Source organism: Stenotrophomonas sp. SMYL89, from assembly GCF_036319985.1.
Lineage (GTDB): Bacteria > Pseudomonadota > Gammaproteobacteria > Xanthomonadales > Xanthomonadaceae > Stenotrophomonas > Stenotrophomonas maltophilia_Q.
Genome location: NZ_JAWIRW010000013.1, coordinates 56,826 through 75,016 on the forward strand (window position 1 = coordinate 56,826; position 18,191 = coordinate 75,016).

An 18,191-nucleotide genomic window follows, 5' to 3' on the forward strand; every position below is an offset into this window, starting at 1 on the left:
GCTTCTACCAAAGCGGGCCCAGCGCCTCAGACGTCGGCATGGGCCAGCGCGTGCAGGCGCCCTTCGCGCAACTCCAGCACCCGGTCCAGGCGACGCGCCAGGCTCCGGTCGTGGGTGACCAGCACCAGGCTGGTGTGACGTGCGCGGTTGAGCTCAAGCATCAGCTCGAACACGGTGCCGGCGGTGCGGTCATCCAGGTTGCCGGTCGGCTCGTCACCCAGCACGCAGGCCGGATGATTGACCAGTGCACGGGCTACGGCGGCGCGCTGGCGCTCACCACCGGACAGTTCGCCTGGCTTGTGATCGAGGCGGTGGCCGAGGCCGACCGCTTCCAGCAGCGTGGTGGCGCGGCTGCTCGCCTCGGCCACCGCGGTGCCGGCCAGCAGCACCGGCATCATCACGTTTTCCAGCGCGGTGAACTCCGGCAGCAGGTGATGGAACTGGTAGACGAAGCCCAGTGCCTGGTTGCGCAGCAGGCCTCGCGCGGTGTCCGACAGCGCCGACATGCGCTGGCCGGTCACGTAGACCTCGCCGGCGGTCGGAATGTCCAGGCCGCCCAGCAGGTGCAGCAGCGTGCTCTTGCCGGCGCCGGAGGCACCGATGATCGCCACCGTTTCGCCGGCGGTCACGGTCAGGTCCAGGCCATCGAACACCGGGGTCTGCATGCGCCCTTCGGCGTAGGTCTTGCCCAGTGCTTCGGCGCGGATCACTTCATCGCCGCGGTTGAAGACCTTATTCATAACGCAGGGCCTCCGCCGGCTGGGTGCGTGCCGCCCGCCAGGCGGGGTACAGGGTGGCCAGGAAGCTCATCAGCAGTGCGACCACGGTAATCGCCACCACGTCGCCGGTCTGCATGTCGGTCGGCAGGCCGGTGATGTAGTAGACATCCTCCGGCATCAGCTTGACGTTGAACACGCTCTCGATGGCGCCGAGGATGCGCTCCAGGTTGAGGGTCAGGGTGATGCCACCGATCAGGCCGGCAAGCGTGCCGAAGATGCCGATCAGCGAGCCCTGCACCATGAACACCTGCATCACCCCGCCCGGGGTCAGGCCGAGGGTGCGCAGGATGGCGATGTCGGCCTGCTTGTCGGTCACCAGCATCACCTGCGAGGAGACCAGGTTGAAGGCGCCCATGGCGATGATCAGCGACAGCAGGATGCCCATCACCACCTTCTCCATGCGCAGCGAGTGGTAGAGGTTGGCATTCTGCTGGGTCCAGTCGCTCACCCGGTAGGCACCACCGAGGTTCTGCGCCAGATCCACGCCCACTTCCAGCGAGCGATCCATGTCGTGCAGTTTCAGGCGCACGCCGGTGGCGCCGTCGCTGCGCAGTACGCGCTCCAGGTCCTGCATGTTGGCGAAGCCCACGCCACGGTCGACTTCGTTGTAACCGGCCTCGAAGATGCCGCTGACGGTGAAGCGTTTCATCCGTGGCACCGCGCCGGCAGGCGTGCCCTGCACTTCTGCAAAGGTCACCAGCACCTGGTCGCCGACGTCCACGCCCAGCCAGATCGCCAGCTCCTTGCCCAGCAGCACGTTGAAGCTGCCCGGCTTGAGGCTGTCATAGCTGCCCTTGGTGATCTTCTTGTCGATCACCGACACCTTCGGTTCCAGCGCCGGATCGATGCCCTGGATGATCGCGCCCTGCACGCGCGGGCCGCTGATCATCGACTGGATCTCGATGTACGGCGCGGCACCGGCCACGCGCGGATCCTTGTTGGCCACGTCGACCACCCGCATCCAGTCCGGCATCGGCTCGCCGTCGCGGCTGATGGTGGTGTGCGCGGTCATCTGCAGCAGGCGGCTGCGGATTTCCTTCTGGAAACCGCTCATCACCGCCAGGGTGGTGATCAGCACCGTGACGCCGAGCGCGATGCCCAGGATCGATGCCATCGAGATGAAGGAGATGAAGCCGTTGCGGCGCTTGGCGCGCAGGTAGCGCAGGCCGATGGCCACGGGGATGGGTTTGAACATGCAGGCACGCCGGTCAATTCAGCTTATGGTGCCATCGACCGGGGCCGACGGGAAACGCTGCGTGCGGCGACGGCCAGTCGCAGTTCACGTCGCTGCCCGGAATCGAGCACATCCGGCCAGAACAGCAGGCGCCGGCGGCGCCGATCCTCACGCCAGAGCAGCAGCAGCCAGGGGCCGCGCACCACCATTTGCGGCGCCGCCACCTCCTTCCCCGCCACCTGCAGCGGTTCGGCTGGCGCCGGCAGAAGCACCTGCACACGTGGCCTGCGCTGTCGCCAGGCCAGTTCGGTCACGCCGATGGCCCAGGCCAGCAGTACCGCGGGCATCAGCAGGCGCGGCGGCAGGTCCGATGCGCGCAGCAGCCAGGGGGCGGCCAGCAGCACCGCCAGCTGGGCCGCGGCCTGCAGCCGTGAGGGCCGCCACTCAAGGCTTGAGGGCGAGGATCTTCTGCATGAGGGGGATTGCGTGCGCATGCGGGCAGGCCTCATAGCCCATGAACCAGCGCCACAACCTATCGTCCTCGCAGTCGAGCAGGAACAGGAAAACCTCGCGCTCTTCTGTCGGCGCAGCGCTCCATTCGTGGTCGAGGTAACGGCCGAACAGCTGGTCCAGCTCGCGCATGCCGCGGCGGCAGCGCCAGCGCAGCTTCTTCAGCAGAACGTCTTCTTCCATCGTGTTTCTCCAGATACAGCAAAGCCACGCATGGCGTGGCTCTACTGAGGTGGTGCAGCCACGCGTGGCGTGGCTCTACCCGGTACAGCCGGACCGTATCAGGCGCGGCGTTCCATCATCAGCTTCTTGATTTCGGCGATCGCCAACGCCGGGTTCAGGCCCTTCGGGCAGGTCCGGGCGCAGTTCATGATGGTGTGGCAGCGGTACAGCTTGAACGGATCTTCCAGATCGTCCAGGCGCGCACCGGTGTCCTCATCGCGCGAGTCGATGATCCAGCGGTAGGCCTGCAGCAGGATCGCCGGGCCGAGGTAACGCTCGCCGTTCCACCAGTAGCTCGGGCAGCTGGTCGAGCAGCAGGCGCACAGGATGCACTCGTACAGGCCGTCCAGCTTCTTGCGGTCTTCCGGCGACTGCAGGCGCTCGCGGTCCGGCGGTGCCGGGGTCTGGGTGCGGATCCACGGCTTGATCGAGGCGTACTGCGCGTAGAAGTGGGTCAGGTCCGGAACCAGATCCTTGACCACGTTCATGTGCGGCAGCGGGTAGATCGGCACTTCCTTCTTGCCGCAGTCCGAGATGGCTCGGGTGCAGGCCAGGGTGTTGGTGCCGTCGATGTTCATCGCGCACGAACCACAGATACCTTCGCGGCAGGAGCGGCGGAAGGTCAGCGTCGGATCAATCTCGTTCTTGATCTTGATCAGGGCGTCCAGGACCATCGGGCCACAGGCGTCCAGATCGACTTCATAGGTGTCGGTGCGCGGGTTGCTGTCGTCGTCCGGACTCCAGCGGTAGATCTTGAAGGTGCGCACGTTCTTGCCGCCGTTCTTGACGGGGAAGTGCTTGCCCTTCGTGATCTTGGAATTCTTGGGGAGTGAAAACTCGGCCATGGCTGCTCTCGTTGGCTCAGGCGGCCCGCGCCCGTGGGCGCGGATTGCATGGTAGGCGGGGTCGGATCAGTACACGCGCGGCTTCGGCGGCACCACGGACACGTCGTCGGTCAACGTGTACATGTGCACCGGACGGTAGTCGAAGCTGCACTTGCCCTTCTCGTCGACGCTGACCAGGGTGTGCTTCTGCCAGTTGACGTCGTCGCGGTCCGGATAGTCCTCGTGCGCATGCGCGCCGCGGCTTTCCTTGCGCTGTTCGGCCGAGTTGATCGTCGCCACCGCGTTGAGCAGCAGGTTGTTCAGCTCGTAGGTCTCGATCAGGTCCGAGTTCCAGACCAGCGAACGGTCGGAGACCTTCACGTCCTGGAACGAGTCGAAGATCTTGTCCATCTTCTCGCAGCCTTCCTTCAGCGTCTGGCTGGTGCGGAAGACGGCCGCGTCGGCCTGCATGGTGCGCTGCATGCGATCGCGGATGACCGAGGTCGGGGTATCGCCGTTGGCGTGGCGCAGCTTGTCCAGCAGGCCCAGCGCCTTGTCGCAGGCATCGGCCGGCAGCGGCTTGTGCGAAGCGCCCGGCTTGATGGTCTCGGCGCAGCGGTTGGCCACCGCACGACCGAACACCACCAGGTCCAGCAACGAGTTCGAACCCAGGCGGTTGGCGCCGTGCACGGACACGCAGGCCGCTTCACCGATGGCGTACAGCCCCGGCACCACGGCATTGTCGTTGTCGCCGACCTTCTGCACCACTTCGCCGTGGTAGTTGGTCGGGATGCCGCCCATGTTGTAGTGCACGGTCGGGATGACCGGGATCGGCTGCTTGTGCACGTCGACGCCGGCGAAGATGCGGGCGCTCTCGGCGATGCCCGGCAGCTTCTCGTCGATCACGCCCGGGCCGAGGTGGGTCAGGTCGAGCAGGATGTGGTCCTTGTGCTCGCCGACGCCGCGGCCTTCGCGGATCTCGATGGTCATCGAACGACTGACCACGTCGCGCGAGGCCAGGTCCTTGTAATGCGGCGCGTAGCGCTCCATGAAGCGCTCGCCGCTGCTGTTGCGCAGGATGCCACCTTCACCGCGGACACCCTCGGTGATCAGGCAACCGGCGCCGTAGATGCCGGTCGGGTGGAACTGCACGAACTCCATGTCCTGCATGGCGATGCCGGCACGCATGGCCAGGCCGCCACCGTCGCCGGTGCAGGTGTGCGCCGAGGTGGCGCTGAAGTAGGCACGGCCGTAGCCGCCGGTAGCCAGCACCACGCCCTGGGCGCGGAACAGGTGCAGAGTGCCGTCGGACATGTCCAGGGCCAGCACACCGCGGCACGCGCCCTCATCGTCAAAGATCAGGTCGAGTGCGAAGTACTCGATCATGAAGCGCGCGTCGTGCTTCAGCGACTGCTGGTACAGGGTGTGCAGCATCGCGTGGCCGGTACGGTCGGCCGCCGCGCAGGTACGCTGCGCCGCCGGGCCTTCGCCGTACTTGGTGGTCATGCCACCGAACGGACGCTGGTAGATCTTGCCTTCGGCGGTGCGCGAGAACGGCACGCCGTAGTGCTCGAGCTCGATGATGGCCGGGATAGCCTCACGGCACATGTATTCGATGGCGTCCTGGTCGCCCAGCCAGTCCGACCCCTTGATGGTGTCGAAGAAGTGGTAGCGCCAGTCGTCCTCGCCCATGTTGGCGAGTGCGGCCGAGATACCGCCCTGGGCGGCAACGGTGTGCGAGCGGGTCGGGAAGACCTTGGTCAGGCACACGGTCTGCAGGCCCTTGGCGGCCAGGCCGAACGTGGCGCGCAGGCCGGCACCGCCGGCGCCGACCACGACCATGTCGTACTTGTGTTCGGTGATCTTGTAAGCGGACATCTAATCTGGATTCCTGTGTAGGTGCCTGGGCTCAGGCAACGCCGAGGGCGATGCGGCCCACCGCAAACACACTGACGATCATGCCGAGCACGGCGACGAACTTCACCGCGGTCTGCAGCACCAGGGCCAGCAGCGATTCGTGGATGTAGTCTTCCAGCACGACCTGCATGCCGAGCTGCGCGTGCCAGAACATGGCGATCAGCAGGCCGATCAGCGGCACGGCGTTCCACGGCTTGGCCACGGCGGCGGCGGCGGTCGCGTAGTCCGAGCCCAGCAGGCCCAGCACGAAGACCAGGAACCAGATGCCCAGTGCCACCAGGGCGGCGGCGGTCAGGCGCTGGTGCACGAAGTGCTCGGTGCCGGTCTTGGCCGAACCGAGGCCGCGCACGTTCTTCAACGGGGTACGGAACTTGCTCACGCGGCACCTCCGAACATCACATAGGCCCACACCAGCAGGGTGATCACCAGGCTGCCGATGACCGACAGCCAGCTGCTGCGGATGAAGGCGGGGATGCTGAAACCAATGGCGAAGTCCTGCACGACGTGGCGGATGCCATTGCACAGGTGATAGGCGAACGACCATGTCCACGCGAACAGGAACACGCGGCCATACCAGGCCCCGGCATGGCCGGTGAAGCAGTTCCAGGACTCGGGCCCCATCATCAGCGCCAGCAGGCCGGCAGCGATGATGAGGGCACCAACAGACAGAAAGATGCCAGTAGCTCGATGCAGGATCGAGGTGGCCATCTGAATCTGCCAGCGATACACCTGAAGGTGCGGGGAAAGTGGGCGTTGTCTGGTCGCCATTCGCTGGGCTCGTTGTCTCGGCTGGGCGGCACGCGGCCGCGTTGGCTCAATGCTGATCAGAAATCGATGCAGCGTCCGTTTTTCTCCCAATCGCCATACCGCACCGGATCAAGTCCGCCGCGGCCGCCGAATTCCTCCGCCTTTTCCTGTTCCACGGGCACGGGTGCCGCAGGGACCAGCGGGGCTTCAGATTCGTCGTCGGGAGTGGGGGTTGTTTGGCCTATCATGTTCGGTCTCGCAACGCACAAATTTTAGACCTCGTTCACGTGCCTGACAACCTGCCCCCTGCTTTCGTCGGATATCCGCGCCTGCCCGGCCACCAGCTGCTGAGCCTGCAAGGCCCGGATGCGGCTGTCTTCGCCCACGCCCAGTTCAGCAGCGATGTCACCGCCCTGCCCCTGCAGCACTGGCAGTGGAGTGCCTGGCTGAGCGCCAAGGGCCGCACCCTGGCGGTGTTCCAGCTGCTTCGGCTGGCCGAGGACCACGTGATGCTGGTGCTGGCCGACGGCGATGCCGATGCGATTGCGTCGCAACTGCAGCGCTTCGTGTTCCGTCGCAAGGTGAAGGTGCAGGTGCGCAGCGATCTGGCCGTGGCCGGCGCGTTCACTGCGCCGGAGGCCGCCAGCGGCGCCGCGATTGCGCACGCTGCAGCGGACGACTGGGAACTGGATCTGGGCAGCGACGCACTGCCGCGCACCCTGCGAATTGGCGCCGCTGATGCCTTTGCCGCCGGCAGCAAAACCGATGAGGCCGCTTTCGCCCTGGCTTGGCGCCAGTCCGACCTGCGCTACGGCCTTCCGCGGCTGGAGGAAAGCCAGCGCGAAGTGTGGACCCCGCAGCAGCTGGGCCTGGACCGCCTGAACGGCTACAGCGTGAAGAAGGGCTGCTACCCGGGCCAGGAAATCGTTGCCCGCACCCACTTCCTCGGCAAGGCCAAGCGTGCGGTGCAGTTGCTTCAGACAGCCGCACCGGCGCAGGCCGGCGATGGCGTGCAGCAGGACGGCGTCGCGTTGGGCACGATTGCCAGCGTGGCCGGTGAGCTGGCGCTGGCGGTCTTGCCACTGGAGGCCGGCGACGCCGAGCTGCAGGTGGGTGGCGCCGTGGCGCAGCGCGTGCCGTTGCTGGATGGCCTGGCACGCTGAGGTTCACGCCGGGCACGGCCCGGCGCTACCGCTTCATCCACGCATGGCGTCGATCTACTGAACCCACCTTCTGTAGAGCCGAACCCATGCTCGGCTTCTCCATGAAATACAGCCGAGCGTGGGCTCGGCTCTACAGGGTCAGAGGCGCTCGCCGGTTTCCGCGTTGAAGAAATGCAGGCCCTGCGGGTGGATCGCTACGCGGATGTCCTCGCCCACCGCAGGCAACGCCTGCGGCGCCACGCGCATGGTCAGCGCGTGCTGGCCACTGCTGAGGTTGACGAATATCTCGTTGCCGACCGGTTCGATGCCTTCAATGCGCGCGCTGAACGCATGCGCATCGTCGGCGGTCGCCGGCTGCAGGTGCTCTGGACGCACGCCCACCGCGATCGGCTTCTGCAGCCACGCCGGATCGATCGTGGCCTGGCCCAGCGGTGCACGCCAGTCGCCGTCGACCACAGTCACGCCACCGGCGTCGCCCTGCAGCGTGCCACGCAGCACGTTCATCGCCGGGCTGCCGAGGAAACCGGCCACGAACAGGTTGGCCGGGCGGTCGTACAGCGCCATCGGCGTATCGATCTGCTGGATGATGCCGTCCTTCAGCACCACGATGCGCTGGCCCAGGGTCATCGCTTCCACCTGGTCGTGGGTCACGTAGATCATCGTGGTGCCCAGCTTGCGGTGCAGCTGCGCGATCTCGGTGCGCACGCTGTGGCGCAGCTTGGCGTCGAGGTTGGACAGCGGCTCGTCCAGCAGGAACACCGCCGGCTCGCGCACCAGCGCACGGCCCAGTGCCACGCGCTGGCGCTGGCCACCGGACATCGCCTTGGGAAGCTTGTCCATCATCTCGGTCAGGCCCAGCGTCTGCGCCGCCTCGGCGATGCGCTTGTCGATGGTGGCCTTGTCATGGCCGCGCAACTTCAGGCCGAAGGCCAGGTTCTCGGCCACGGTCATATGCGGGTACAGCGCGTAGCTCTGGAACACCATGGCGATGTCGCGGTCCTTCGGCGCCACGTCGTTGACCACGCGGTCGCCGATGCTCAGCGTGCCGCCGCTGATCTCCTCCAGGCCAGCCACCATCCGCAGCAGGGTCGACTTGCCACAGCCGGACGGGCCGACCAGCACCATCAGCTCGCCATCGGCGACCTCGAAGGTGGCGTCCTTCACCGCGACCTGGCCGTTGTCATAGACCTTGCGCACACCCTGCAACTGCACTTTTGCCATATCACCTATCCGGTCCGCCCGAAGCCGGGCTGTCTTTTGGGACTGCCTCGGCCCTCCCGATGGCAGTGATGATTGCGCGCTTGCCGCATGACGGCGAGCACTGCAATCGAATACAGTTGCCCATTCTGCCATGTAAACGTTTTCACGTGGCACTATCCGATGATCGGTGCGCACCGATCTGCGTCGGCGGTGGAACGAAGCTTCCGCCGGGGCAGTGGTTTCGAATGGAACGGTCTCCCGCTACCCCGGAGATCGCCCCTGACGAACCTCGGACAGGCAGTTGCGCGGATGTCCCCCGAACCCAGCCATGAAGCGATTGACAACGATGTCACCCGGATCTGAAACTCGAGCGATGCACGACACCCTCTTCCTGTTCGGTGCCACAGGTGATCTGGCCCAGCGCTACCTGTTCCCTTCGCTGCTTCGCCTGCTTGGCGACGGCCTGCTGCCGGAGGACTTCCGCATCCGCGCACTGGCCCTGTCCGGGCATGACACCGAAGCCTTCCATGACATCCTGCGCCCGCGCCTGCAGCAGGCCATGCCGATGGCCACGCAGGACGACATCAGTGCCCTGCTGCGCCGCATCGACTACCGTTCGGTGGACCTGCGCGACGTCGACTCGGTTGCCGCCGCGGTCTCCGACCTGGTGCACCGCAAGTGCGTCAGCTACCTGGCCATCCCGCCGGGTCTGTACATCTCCACCTGCGAAGGCCTGGCCAAGGGCGGCGCACTTGCCGCACCGGCACGCCTGATGCTGGAGAAGCCGATCGGCAGCGACAGCGAGAGCGCCGAGGAGATCATCTCCACCATCGGCCAGTGGATCGACGAGGACCGCGTGTTCCGCCTCGACCACTACCTGGGCAAGGCGGCGGTGCAGAACCTGATCGCGCTGCGCTTCGGCAACACGCTGCTGGAAGCGGTGTGGAACCGCAACTACATCGAATCGGTGCACATCCTGGTGGCCGAGAGTGAAGGCGTGGATGGCCGCGATGCCTATTACGCCCGTTCCGGTGCGCTGCGCGACATGGTGCAGAGCCATATCCTGCAGCTGCTGTGCATGGTGGCGATGGAGCCGCCTGCCTCGCTGGAAGCCGACCGCATCCGCGACGAAAAGGTCAAGGTACTGCGTGCGCTGCGTCCGCTCGATGCCAGGCACGCCGCGCGTGACAGCATCCGTGGCCGCTACACCGCCGGCAGCATCAACGGCCAGCCGGCCCAGGCCTACCAGCCGCCGGAAGGCAGCGACGTGGAAACCTTCGCCGGCGTCACCGCGCATATCGACAACTGGCGCTGGAGCGGCGTGCCGTTCCACCTGGTCACCGGCAAGCGCCTGCCCGAACGCACCACCCGCGTGGTGGTCACGCTGAAGCCGGTCACCCACTGGCTGTTCGAGCGCCCGCAGCGTGCGCAGGCCGCGCCGAACCGCCTGGTATTCCAGCTGCAGCCGCAGGAGAACATCGAACTGGGCCTGATGAGCAGCCTGGCCGGCCCGGAATGGGGCGCGCTGGAACTGCATCCGCTGGAACTGGAACTGTCGGTGCCGACCGGCCTTCATCGCCGCATCGCCTACGAACGCCTGTTCCTGGACGCCTTCAACGGCAACCACACCCTGTTCGTGCGCGACGACGAAGTGCGTGCCGCCTGGGCGTGGATCGACAGCGTGGCCGATGCCTGGAAGGCAGCCAAGCTGCCGCTCGAACCCTACCCCGCTGGCCAGTGGGGCCCGAGCAACGCAACGGAGTTCCTGCCGCAGGGCGTGGACGCACCGGACAGCGGAGCCTCGGCATGAGTGCCAGCTCGCAGCCGGTGCTGGTCGCCGACATCGGTGGCACCAATGCGCGCTTCGCCCTGGCCGACACCTCGCTGGACGCGCCATTGCTGAAGGAGAGCATCCGCGAATACGCAGTGACGGAGTTCCCGTCGCTGGGGGATGCCGCGCACCACCACCTGGAACAGATCGGTGCCACCGCAAGCCGCGGCGTGTTCGCGGTTGCCGGGCGTGTCGACGGCGACGAGGCACGCATCACCAATCATCCGTGGGTGATCTCGCGCAGCCGTACCGCAGCAATGCTGGGCTTCAACGAACTGCACCTGATCAACGACTTCGCCGCGCAGGCGATGGCGATCTCGCTGCTGCAACCCGACGACGTGGTCCAGGTGGGCGGTGCCGCCTGGGTGCCGGGCAAGCCGGGCCAACCGCGCAACTACGCGGTGATCGGGCCGGGTACCGGCCTCGGTGTCGGTGGTCTGATCCTGCGTCACGGCCGCTGCTATCCGCTGGAAACCGAAGGCGGCCATGTAAGCTTCCCACCGGGTACTCCGGAAGAGATCCGCATCCTGGAGATCCTCTCCGAGCAGTTCGGGCGCGTCTCCAACGAGCGGCTGATCTGCGGCCCCGGCCTGGTCAACATCCATCGCGCGGTGTGCGAGATGGCCGGCATCGATCCGGGCCAGCTGCAACCGGTGGACGTGACCGCCCGCGCCCTGCATGGCGATCCGCAGGCAATGCGCACCGTCGATGTGTTCTGCGCGGTGTTCGGCGCCATTGCCGGCGACCTGGTACTGACCCAAGGCGCCTGGGACGGCGTGTTCCTGACCGGCGGACTGACCCCGAAGATGCTCGATTCACTGCAGCACTCCGGGTTCCGCCAGCGCTTCGAACACAAGGGGCGGTTCTCTTCGATCATGGCGCGGGTTCCGTCGCTGGCCGTGATGCATCCTCACGCCGGGCTGCTGGGCGCCGCTGCCTATGCCGCCGACGCCGAACGTGACGCACCAGGAGTTGCCGCATGAGCCCCACCTTCCACGACGACCGCATCGATTTCATCCACCACGGCGATGCCGATGGCTGGATCGAAGCGGTAGCCGCCGAGATGGCGCAGACCCTCAACCACGACATCAATGAAGTGGGCCGCGCGCGCATCCTGCTGTCCGGTGGCACCACGCCGGCACCGGTGTATCAGGCGCTGGCCGAACTGGACGTGCACTGGGACCGGGTTGAAGTGAGCCTGGCCGACGAGCGCTGGCTGTCGCCGCAGGATCGCGACAGCAATGCCTGGCTGGTGCGCGAACACCTGCTCAAGCGCGCCGAGGGTGCCCACTTCGATCCGCTTGTGCGGATTGGCAAGCCGCTGCCGGAATGCGTCTACACCGCCAACCTGCAGGCCCAGCACAGCCAACCGCCGAGCCTGGTGGCACTTGGCATGGGCAACGACGGCCACACCGCCTCGCTGTTCCCGGGTTCGAAGGACCTGGCCCGTGCACTGGAAAGCACCCTGCCCTACGCAGCGCTGGATGCCACCGGCTGCCCGGGCGCGAACCAGTGGCCGCTGCGCATCACGCTGACCCCGCACGGCCTGCGCCAGTGCCGCCAGCGCCTGCTGCTGCTGCGCGGCAAGCAGAAGCTGCAGGTGCTGCGCCAGGCGCTGGATAGCAACAACGCCCAGCAGTACCCGATCCTCAATGCGATCAACCTGGACGGCGCGCGCCTGCGCGTCCACTGGGCTGATTGATGTCGGCGGCGGCGCATGCCGCCGCTTGCCTCTCGCCACCACGAACGCCGGTAGCCAATGAGCCTCCATCCGCAACTGCAAGCCATCACTGAGCGCGTCATCCGCCGCAGCGCCGCCTCGCGTGCCGCCTATCTGGCCGCGATCGACGCCTCCCTGCGCGAGGGCCCGTTCCGCAGCCGCCTGAGCTGCGGCAACCTCGCCCACGGATTCGCCGCCTGCGGCGGCACCGACAAGAGCCGCCTGCGCGGTGGCGTGACGCCGAACCTGGGCATCATCACCGCCTACAACGACATGCTGTCGGCGCACCAGCCGTTCGAAACCTATCCCGAGCAGATCCGCGAGATCGCCCGCGAACTGGGCGCCACCGCGCAGGTGGCCGGCGGCGTGCCGGCGATGTGCGACGGCGTCACCCAGGGCCGTGGCGGCATGGAACTGTCGCTGTTCTCGCGCGATGTGATCGCACAGGCGACCGCCATCGGGCTCAGCCATGACATGTTCGACACCACCGTCTACCTCGGCGTGTGCGACAAGATCGTGCCGGGCCTGCTGATCGGCGCGCTGGCCTTCGGCCACCTGCCGGCGGTGTTCGTGCCGGCCGGCCCGATGACCCCGGGCATCCCGAACAAGCAGAAAGCCGAAGTCCGCGAGCGCTATGCTGCCGGCGAAGCCACCCGCGAAGAACTGCTGGAAGCCGAGTCCGCCTCGTACCACGGCGCCGGCACCTGCACCTTCTACGGCACCGCCAATTCCAACCAGGTACTGCTGGAAGCGATGGGCGTGCAGCTGCCGGGTGCGTCGTTCGTCAACCCGGGCACGCCGCTGCGCGATGCACTGACCCGCGAAGCCACCGAACGCGCGCTGGACATCACCGCGCTGGGCGATGACTTCCGTCCGCTGGGCCGCATCATCGACGAGCGCGCGATCATCAACGCGGTCATCGCGCTGATGGCCACCGGCGGTTCGACCAACCACACCATCCATTGGATCGCGGTGGCACGTGCCGCCGGCATCGTGCTGACCTGGGACGATTTCGACGAGCTGTCGCAGCTGATCCCACTGCTGGCCCGCGTCTATCCGAACGGCGATGCCGACGTGAACCGTTTCGCTGCGGCCGGCGGCCCGGCGTTCGTGTTCGGCGAGCTGATCAAGGCCGGCCTGATGCACGGCGACCTCGTGAGCGTGGCGCGCGGCGGCATGGCCGACTACGCGCGCGAACCGCAGCTGCGCGACGGCCAGCTGGTCTACCTGCCAGGCCTGGAACGCAGCGCCGATGACGAAGTGGTGCGCGGTGTCGACAACCCGTTCGAACACCAAGGTGGCCTGCGCCTGCTGCGCGGCAACCTGGGCAAGTCGCTGATCAAGCTGTCGGCGGTGAAGCCGCAGTACCGCACGATCGAAGCACCGGCGGTGGTGGTGGATGCACCGCAGGTGTTGAACAAGCTGCACGCCGGTGGCCTGCTGCCGCAGGATTTCGTGGCGGTGGTGCGCTACCAGGGCCCGCGTGCCAACGGCATGCCGGAACTGCATTCGCTGGCGCCGCTGCTGGGCCTGCTGCAGAACCAGGGCCGGCGCGTGGCGCTGGTCACCGACGGCCGCCTGTCCGGCGCCTCGGGCAAGATCCCGGCGGCCATCCATGTGACGCCGGAAGCGGCGCGTGGTGGCCCGCTTGCCAAGGTGCGCGAAGGCGACATGATCCGCTTGGATGGCGAGGCTGGCACGCTGGAAGTGCTGGTGGATGCGGCGGAATGGGCCGCACGTTCGCTGGCACCGAACACCGCGCCGGCCGCGCATGATCTGGGCCGCAATCTGTTCGCGATCAACCGTCGCGTGGTGGGTCCGGCGGACCAGGGGGCGATCTCGATTTCGTGCGGGCCGGCGGCGGCCGATGGCGGGCCGTGGGATTACGACGCGGAGTATGAGCTGGGGCACGATGCGGCCGCGGCGGCGGCGCCGCATGAGGCGAAGGACGCCTGAAGCGAAAAGCCGCGGCAGGCTTCCCGGCCTGGGCAGTAGAGCGCCCTGGCCGGGACACGCCGTAAACCCATCCATGGGGGCTCGATCGCGGCATCCAGGCCGCTCCCGGGCCCGGCCAGGGCGCTCTACTGCCCTTGGACAATTCCCGGCGCGTCATCTGCGCTGCGGCCACTGAATCAAGAAGAGCAAAGGCAAGGGCAAAAGCATGGGTATCGAACAACATCAGGTGAAGGCGGCGGAGCTGTTGCATGCGGCGGGCATCCTGCCGGTCGTGACGATTCATACGCTGGACCAGGCGCGGGCGGTCAGTGCGGCGCTGCTGGAAGGTGGTTTGCCGGCCATCGAGCTGACGCTGCGGACGCCGGTGGCGATGGAAGCGCTGGCGATGCTCAAGCGTGAGCTGCCGGATGTAGTGGTGGGCGCGGGCACGGTGCTGACTGTGGAGCAGATGCAGCAGTCCATCGACGCGGGTGCGGATTTCCTGGTGACCCCGGGCACACCGCCAGCGCTGGCTGATGCACTGGCCGCTGCTCCGCTGCCGGTGGTACCGGGCGCGGCCACGCCGACCGAGCTGCTGTCGCTCTACGCGCGCGGCTTCCGCGTGTGCAAGCTGTTCCCGGCCACGGCCGTAGGCGGGCTGGCAATGATCAAGGGCCTGGCCGGCCCGGTCGCCGACCTCAAGCTGTGCCCGACCGGTGGCATCACCGAAAATACCGCTGCCGAGTACCTTGAGCAGAAGAACGTGGTCTGCATCGGTGGTTCGTGGATGGTGCCGGGCAACTGGATCGCCGACGGCGAATGGGACAAGGTGCGCGCCAGCGCCGCCGACGCCGCGAAGATCATCAAGCGCGTTCGCGGCCACTGACAAGAGGATCGGGGTCGGGTGCCATTCCCGGGGGGCTATGGCGCCCCACCCCCACCACCTGCGGGCGCCGCGCGCCCCAACTCACCCGCGCGGGGGCGTGCCCCCCCCCCCCGCCCCCCCTCCCCCCCCCCCCCCCCCCCCCCCCCCCCCCCCCCCCCGCGACCCGCTCCTGCTCTTCCTTCTTCATTCCGCGGTGGACGCGCACGGAAACTGTCCGTGGCCCTGCGGAGGGATTGCGCAGGGGCGTAAGCGCCATGGATGGCGCGCCCGAGCCTCCAGGGATGGATTCACGGCATCCCCTGCGCAATCCCTCCGCAGGGCCAACCACACGAATCCTGCCGCACACCGCGAGGGACTCAGCCGTTGGCCGAATCCCCTACAGCGGCCGTGCCGGATCCACCAGCCCGTACTGGCTGGCCATCCGCGCCAACGCGATGTTGTCGTGGATCCCCATCTTCTCGAACAGCCGCGCCTTGTGCGTGTTGACCGTCTTCGCACTCAGGCTCAGGCGCCGCGCGATGTCTTCCTGGCGCAGGCCCTGGGTCAGCAACAGCGCCACCTCAAGCTCGCGCGGCGACAGGTTGTCGAACGGCGAACCATTGCCTTCCACCGTCGACAGCGCCAGATTCTGCGCGATGCTGGTGCCCAGGTAGCGACGACCGGCCGCCACATCACGCACCGCACGCAGCAGTTCCTGCGCATCGCAGCCCTTGCCGATGTAACCGGCCGCGCCGGCTTCGAGCAGGCGCTTGGGCAGCGGGCCGTCTTCCAGTACCGACACGATCACCACGCGGGTATTGCGGTGGCTGCGGACGATGCGCTCGGTCACTTCCATGCCGCTCACGCCCGGCAGATGCAGGTCGCACAGCACCACGTCCGGCAACAGCTGGCGGACCTCGCGCAGTGCGTCCTCACCGGTCTCGGCTTCGCCCACCACCTCGATGTCGGTTTCCCCCGACAGAATCATCTTCATACCGGTGCGGACCAGTGCGTGGTCATCCACCAGGTAGACTCGAATCGTCATTCACGTACCTCTTCGAATGCGGCCATTGCAGGTCAAGCTAGGCAGGGTGCCGATACCCTGCAAGCGCGTCCGGAATGTGGCGCCGGCGATCTGCCTTGCGCATCACATAACCGCGCGTTGTGCTTGCCCCTGTCTTGCAGAACCTGCTGCAACGAAACAACTGATCTATCACGTAGACGTCCCTCAAGGGCCATCCACGTCAAACCCCCTGTGGTGGTGCTTCGCTGGCCTTCGCTGGCGGCGGGCCGTGACGTCGCCAAGGGTGCCGGCGACTGAACATGACCAGATAGCACCCTACCACCCAAACCAGCGCGGCACACCATCCGGCCAGGATGTCGGAGGGGTAATGCACCCCCAGGTAGACCCGCGACACGCTGACCAGCAGGCTGAACGCGGGTGCCAGCATCAGGACCGGCCAGCGCCAGCGGGTGTTCCAGGCCAGCAGCACCAGGGTCACCGCCAGGGTCATCGAGCCCATCGCGTGCCCGCTGGGGAAGCTGAACGTCGACTCCGGCGCAATCGATTCCCACAGGCTGGGGCGCTGGCGCTGGAAGAACTGCTTGCTGCCCATGTTCAGCAGCGCCGATCCCACGAAGCTGACCGCGACGAAGGTCGCCTCGCGCCAGCGCCGGAAGCCCAGCAGCGCGCCGATGATCAGCACGTCGGCCGGGATCAGGAACCACTCGTAGCCCAGTTTCGAGATGAGCACGAAGAAACGGTCCAGCCACGGCGAATGCAGACCATGCATCTGCCACAGCAGGGGCGCGTCGAAATGGAACGATTCAAACTCGTGCACTTCGTCCGCCAGGGCAACAAAGCCTGCCAACGGCAGCAGTAGGCCACCGAACAACAGGACCAGGCGCCAGGCGTTGCGCGCCATCCAGTGGCGGAAGCCGGAGGCGGACTCCGGTGCGGCGAGGATCGCAGGCTTATCCGGCGCTTCGGACATATTTGTGTTCGACGTAATCGTCGATCAGGGCGACGAACTCCTGGGCGATGTTGTCGCCGCGCAGGGTCACCTTCTTCTCGCCATCGACGAATACCGGTGCCGCAGGCGTCTCACCCGTGCCCGGCAGCGAGATGCCAATGTTGGCGTGACGCGACTCGCCCGGCCCGTTGACGATGCAGCCCATCACCGCCAGGGTCATGTTTTCCGCACCCGGGTGGTGGATCTTCCACAGCGGCATCTTCTCGCGCACGTGGTTCTGCACCACCTTGGCCAACTCCTGGAAGAATTCGGAGGTGGTGCGGCCGCAACCAGGGCAGGCCGTGACAAGCGGCGTGAAGGCACGCTGGCCGGTGGTCTGCAGCAGCTCCTGGGCGACGATCACTTCCTGCGTGCGCGACTGGCCCGGTTCCGGGGTCAGCGAGATGCGGATGGTGTCACCGATGCCTTCCTGCAGCAGCACGCTCAGCGCCGCGGACGATGCCACGATGCCCTTGCTGCCGATACCCGCTTCGGTCAGGCCCAGATGCAGGGCGAAGTCGGAGCGCTGGGCCAGGTCGCGGTACACCGCGATCAGCTCCTGCACGCCACTGACCTTGGCCGACAGCACGATGCGATCGCGCGGCAGGCCCAGCTCCACTGCCTGCTCGGCCGAATCCAGCGCCGAGCGGATCAGCGCCTCGCGCAGCACGCGGCCGGCGTCCCAGGGCTGTTCGCGCAGGTTGTTCTCGTCCATCAGCTTCGCCGCCAGGGCCTGGTCCAGCGAGCCCCAGTTGGCGCCGATGCGCACCGGCTTGTTGTAGCGGATCGCGAACTCGATCAGCTGGGCGAACTGCAGGTCCTTCTTCTTGCCGAAGCCGACGTTGCCCGGGTTGATGCGGTACTTGGCCAGCGCTTCGGCACACGCCGGCTCGGCGGTCAGCAACTGATGGCCGTTGTAGTGGAAGTCACCGATCAGCGGTACATCGATACCCATCATCGCCAGCTTCTCGACGATGCGCGGAATCGCCGCAGCGGCTTCAACGGTGTTGACGGTCAACCGCACCATCTCCGAACCGGCACGCCACAGCTCGGCCACCTGCTTCACGCTGGAGGCGACATCGGAAGTGTCGGTATTGGTCATCGACTGCACCACCACCGGCTTGCCCCCGCCTACGGTGACCCCGCCGATCTGCACGGCATGGGTCTGGCGGCGGGGCCAGGAGGTGGCATCGGAGGGCGGAGTCGGGCGGGTGACGGCGTCGTGCATGGGCGCATTCTACCGCCCGCCCCCGCATTCGGGGTGACTCGCATTCAGCCGGCGGCACGGCTGC

General features: G+C 67.0%; 19 protein-coding genes. 6 read left to right on the forward strand and 13 right to left on the reverse strand.

The genetic code is table 11. The annotated features are described in order from the left end of the window. Positions 1-26 precede the first annotated feature (26 nt). The 9 genes from lolD to V3B41_RS15730 form a co-directional block, all read right to left on the reverse strand. Positions 27-740, reverse strand: a complete 714-nt coding sequence (gene lolD / locus V3B41_RS15690; RefSeq protein WP_014036806.1) for a lipoprotein-releasing ABC transporter ATP-binding protein LolD — start codon at positions 738-740, stop codon at positions 27-29. Continuing rightward, entirely contained in the window at positions 733-1,974 is a 1,242-nt protein-coding gene (locus tag V3B41_RS15695; RefSeq protein WP_049427320.1) for a lipoprotein-releasing ABC transporter permease subunit, read from the reverse strand. The genes lolD and V3B41_RS15695 overlap by 8 nt, the downstream gene beginning before the upstream one ends. Before the next feature lie 23 nt (positions 1,975-1,997). Beyond that, positions 1,998-2,447 (reverse strand): hypothetical protein, encoded by a 450-nt coding sequence (locus V3B41_RS15700; protein WP_100443618.1) that lies wholly within the window; start codon positions 2,445-2,447, stop codon positions 1,998-2,000. Continuing rightward, positions 2,398-2,646, reverse strand: a complete 249-nt coding sequence (locus V3B41_RS15705; protein ID WP_049429307.1) for a succinate dehydrogenase assembly factor 2 — start codon at positions 2,644-2,646, stop codon at positions 2,398-2,400. Before V3B41_RS15705 ends, V3B41_RS15700 begins: the two co-directional genes overlap by 50 nt. A gap of 98 nt (positions 2,647-2,744) precedes the next feature. Next, positions 2,745-3,530 carry a succinate dehydrogenase iron-sulfur subunit gene (locus V3B41_RS15710; protein WP_005409079.1) on the reverse strand — a complete coding sequence of 262 codons (786 nt, stop codon included), beginning with the start codon at positions 3,528-3,530 and terminating at the stop codon, positions 2,745-2,747. Between the two features lie 66 nt (positions 3,531-3,596). Next, positions 3,597-5,387 (reverse strand): succinate dehydrogenase flavoprotein subunit, encoded by a 1,791-nt coding sequence (gene sdhA / locus V3B41_RS15715; protein ID WP_049429308.1) that lies wholly within the window; start codon positions 5,385-5,387, stop codon positions 3,597-3,599. A 31-nt stretch (positions 5,388-5,418) separates the two neighbouring features. After that, positions 5,419-5,805, reverse strand: a complete 387-nt coding sequence (gene sdhD / locus V3B41_RS15720; protein ID WP_049400952.1) for a succinate dehydrogenase, hydrophobic membrane anchor protein — start codon at positions 5,803-5,805, stop codon at positions 5,419-5,421. Further along, on the reverse strand, positions 5,802-6,194 hold the full coding sequence (sdhC, locus tag V3B41_RS15725; protein WP_005416132.1) for a succinate dehydrogenase, cytochrome b556 subunit: 393 nt from the start codon (positions 6,192-6,194) through the stop codon (positions 5,802-5,804). Before sdhC ends, sdhD begins: the two co-directional genes overlap by 4 nt. A gap of 56 nt (positions 6,195-6,250) precedes the next feature. Further along, positions 6,251-6,421 (reverse strand): DUF1674 domain-containing protein, encoded by a 171-nt coding sequence (locus V3B41_RS15730; protein WP_005409075.1) that lies wholly within the window; start codon positions 6,419-6,421, stop codon positions 6,251-6,253. A gap of 39 nt (positions 6,422-6,460) precedes the next feature. Between V3B41_RS15730 and V3B41_RS15735 the strand changes: the two genes are divergently transcribed. Then, positions 6,461-7,336, forward strand: coding sequence for a folate-binding protein YgfZ (locus V3B41_RS15735; RefSeq protein WP_049429309.1), 876 nt, complete (start codon positions 6,461-6,463; stop codon positions 7,334-7,336). A gap of 138 nt (positions 7,337-7,474) precedes the next feature. Here the strand turns inward: V3B41_RS15735 and ugpC are convergent, their stop codons facing one another. Next, positions 7,475-8,557: a sn-glycerol-3-phosphate ABC transporter ATP-binding protein UgpC gene (gene ugpC, locus V3B41_RS15740; protein WP_049429310.1), complete on the reverse strand. Its 1,083-nt coding sequence runs from the start codon at positions 8,555-8,557 to the stop codon at positions 7,475-7,477. Between the two features lie 352 nt (positions 8,558-8,909). Between ugpC and zwf the strand changes: the two genes are divergently transcribed. From zwf to eda, 5 genes are all read left to right on the forward strand, one after another. Then, positions 8,910-10,346, forward strand: coding sequence for a glucose-6-phosphate dehydrogenase (gene zwf, locus V3B41_RS15745; RefSeq protein WP_049429311.1), 1,437 nt, complete (start codon positions 8,910-8,912; stop codon positions 10,344-10,346). After that, positions 10,343-11,350, forward strand: a complete 1,008-nt coding sequence (gene glk, locus V3B41_RS15750) for a glucokinase (RefSeq protein ID WP_049429312.1) — start codon at positions 10,343-10,345, stop codon at positions 11,348-11,350. Before zwf ends, glk begins: the two co-directional genes overlap by 4 nt. Then, positions 11,347-12,069, forward strand: a complete 723-nt coding sequence (gene pgl / locus V3B41_RS15755) for a 6-phosphogluconolactonase (protein ID WP_049429313.1) — start codon at positions 11,347-11,349, stop codon at positions 12,067-12,069. Before glk ends, pgl begins: the two co-directional genes overlap by 4 nt. A 57-nt stretch (positions 12,070-12,126) precedes the next feature. Beyond that, on the forward strand, positions 12,127-14,043 hold the full coding sequence (gene edd / locus V3B41_RS15760; RefSeq protein WP_049429314.1) for a phosphogluconate dehydratase: 1,917 nt from the start codon (positions 12,127-12,129) through the stop codon (positions 14,041-14,043). A 205-nt stretch (positions 14,044-14,248) separates the two neighbouring features. After that, positions 14,249-14,908, forward strand: coding sequence for a bifunctional 4-hydroxy-2-oxoglutarate aldolase/2-dehydro-3-deoxy-phosphogluconate aldolase (eda, locus tag V3B41_RS15765; protein ID WP_049429315.1), 660 nt, complete (start codon positions 14,249-14,251; stop codon positions 14,906-14,908). Between the two features lie 376 nt (positions 14,909-15,284). Here eda and V3B41_RS15770 read toward each other — a convergent pair whose 3' ends face one another. From V3B41_RS15770 to ispG, 3 genes are all read right to left on the reverse strand, one after another. Beyond that, positions 15,285-15,932 carry a response regulator gene (locus V3B41_RS15770; protein ID WP_005409067.1) on the reverse strand — a complete coding sequence of 216 codons (648 nt, stop codon included), beginning with the start codon at positions 15,930-15,932 and terminating at the stop codon, positions 15,285-15,287. A 199-nt stretch (positions 15,933-16,131) separates the two neighbouring features. Then, positions 16,132-16,881 carry a phosphatase PAP2 family protein gene (locus V3B41_RS15775; protein ID WP_049429316.1) on the reverse strand — a complete coding sequence of 250 codons (750 nt, stop codon included), beginning with the start codon at positions 16,879-16,881 and terminating at the stop codon, positions 16,132-16,134. Then, positions 16,862-18,127 (reverse strand): flavodoxin-dependent (E)-4-hydroxy-3-methylbut-2-enyl-diphosphate synthase, encoded by a 1,266-nt coding sequence (gene ispG, locus V3B41_RS15780; protein ID WP_100443619.1) that lies wholly within the window; start codon positions 18,125-18,127, stop codon positions 16,862-16,864. The genes V3B41_RS15775 and ispG overlap by 20 nt, the downstream gene beginning before the upstream one ends. Positions 18,128-18,191: the final 64 nt, after the last annotated feature.

Bases quoted from the DNA above. Each gene is read 5' to 3' on its own strand.
- lolD (WP_014036806.1), bottom strand. From the start codon at position 740: ATGAATAAGGTCTTCAACCGCGGCGATGAAGTGATCCGCGCCGAAGCA.
- V3B41_RS15695 (WP_049427320.1), bottom strand. From the start codon at position 1,974: ATGTTCAAACCCATCCCCGTGGCCATCGGCCTGCGCTACCTGCGCGCC.
- V3B41_RS15700 (WP_100443618.1), bottom strand. From the start codon at position 2,447: ATGCGCACGCAATCCCCCTCATGCAGAAGATCCTCGCCCTCAAGCCTT.
- V3B41_RS15705 (WP_049429307.1), bottom strand. From the start codon at position 2,646: ATGGAAGAAGACGTTCTGCTGAAGAAGCTGCGCTGGCGCTGCCGCCGC.
- V3B41_RS15710 (WP_005409079.1), bottom strand. From the start codon at position 3,530: ATGGCCGAGTTTTCACTCCCCAAGAATTCCAAGATCACGAAGGGCAAG.
- sdhA (WP_049429308.1), bottom strand. From the start codon at position 5,387: ATGTCCGCTTACAAGATCACCGAACACAAGTACGACATGGTCGTGGTC.
- sdhC (WP_005416132.1), bottom strand. From the start codon at position 6,194: ATGGCGACCAGACAACGCCCACTTTCCCCGCACCTTCAGGTGTATCGC.
- V3B41_RS15730 (WP_005409075.1), bottom strand. From the start codon at position 6,421: ATGATAGGCCAAACAACCCCCACTCCCGACGACGAATCTGAAGCCCCG.
- ugpC (WP_049429310.1), bottom strand. From the start codon at position 8,557: ATGGCAAAAGTGCAGTTGCAGGGTGTGCGCAAGGTCTATGACAACGGC.
- zwf (WP_049429311.1), top strand. From the start codon at position 8,910: ATGCACGACACCCTCTTCCTGTTCGGTGCCACAGGTGATCTGGCCCAG.
- glk (WP_049429312.1), top strand. From the start codon at position 10,343: ATGAGTGCCAGCTCGCAGCCGGTGCTGGTCGCCGACATCGGTGGCACC.
- pgl (WP_049429313.1), top strand. From the start codon at position 11,347: ATGAGCCCCACCTTCCACGACGACCGCATCGATTTCATCCACCACGGC.
- edd (WP_049429314.1), top strand. From the start codon at position 12,127: ATGAGCCTCCATCCGCAACTGCAAGCCATCACTGAGCGCGTCATCCGC.
- eda (WP_049429315.1), top strand. From the start codon at position 14,249: ATGGGTATCGAACAACATCAGGTGAAGGCGGCGGAGCTGTTGCATGCG.
- V3B41_RS15770 (WP_005409067.1), bottom strand. From the start codon at position 15,932: ATGACGATTCGAGTCTACCTGGTGGATGACCACGCACTGGTCCGCACC.
- V3B41_RS15775 (WP_049429316.1), bottom strand. From the start codon at position 16,881: ATGTCCGAAGCGCCGGATAAGCCTGCGATCCTCGCCGCACCGGAGTCC.
- ispG (WP_100443619.1), bottom strand. From the start codon at position 18,127: ATGCACGACGCCGTCACCCGCCCGACTCCGCCCTCCGATGCCACCTCC.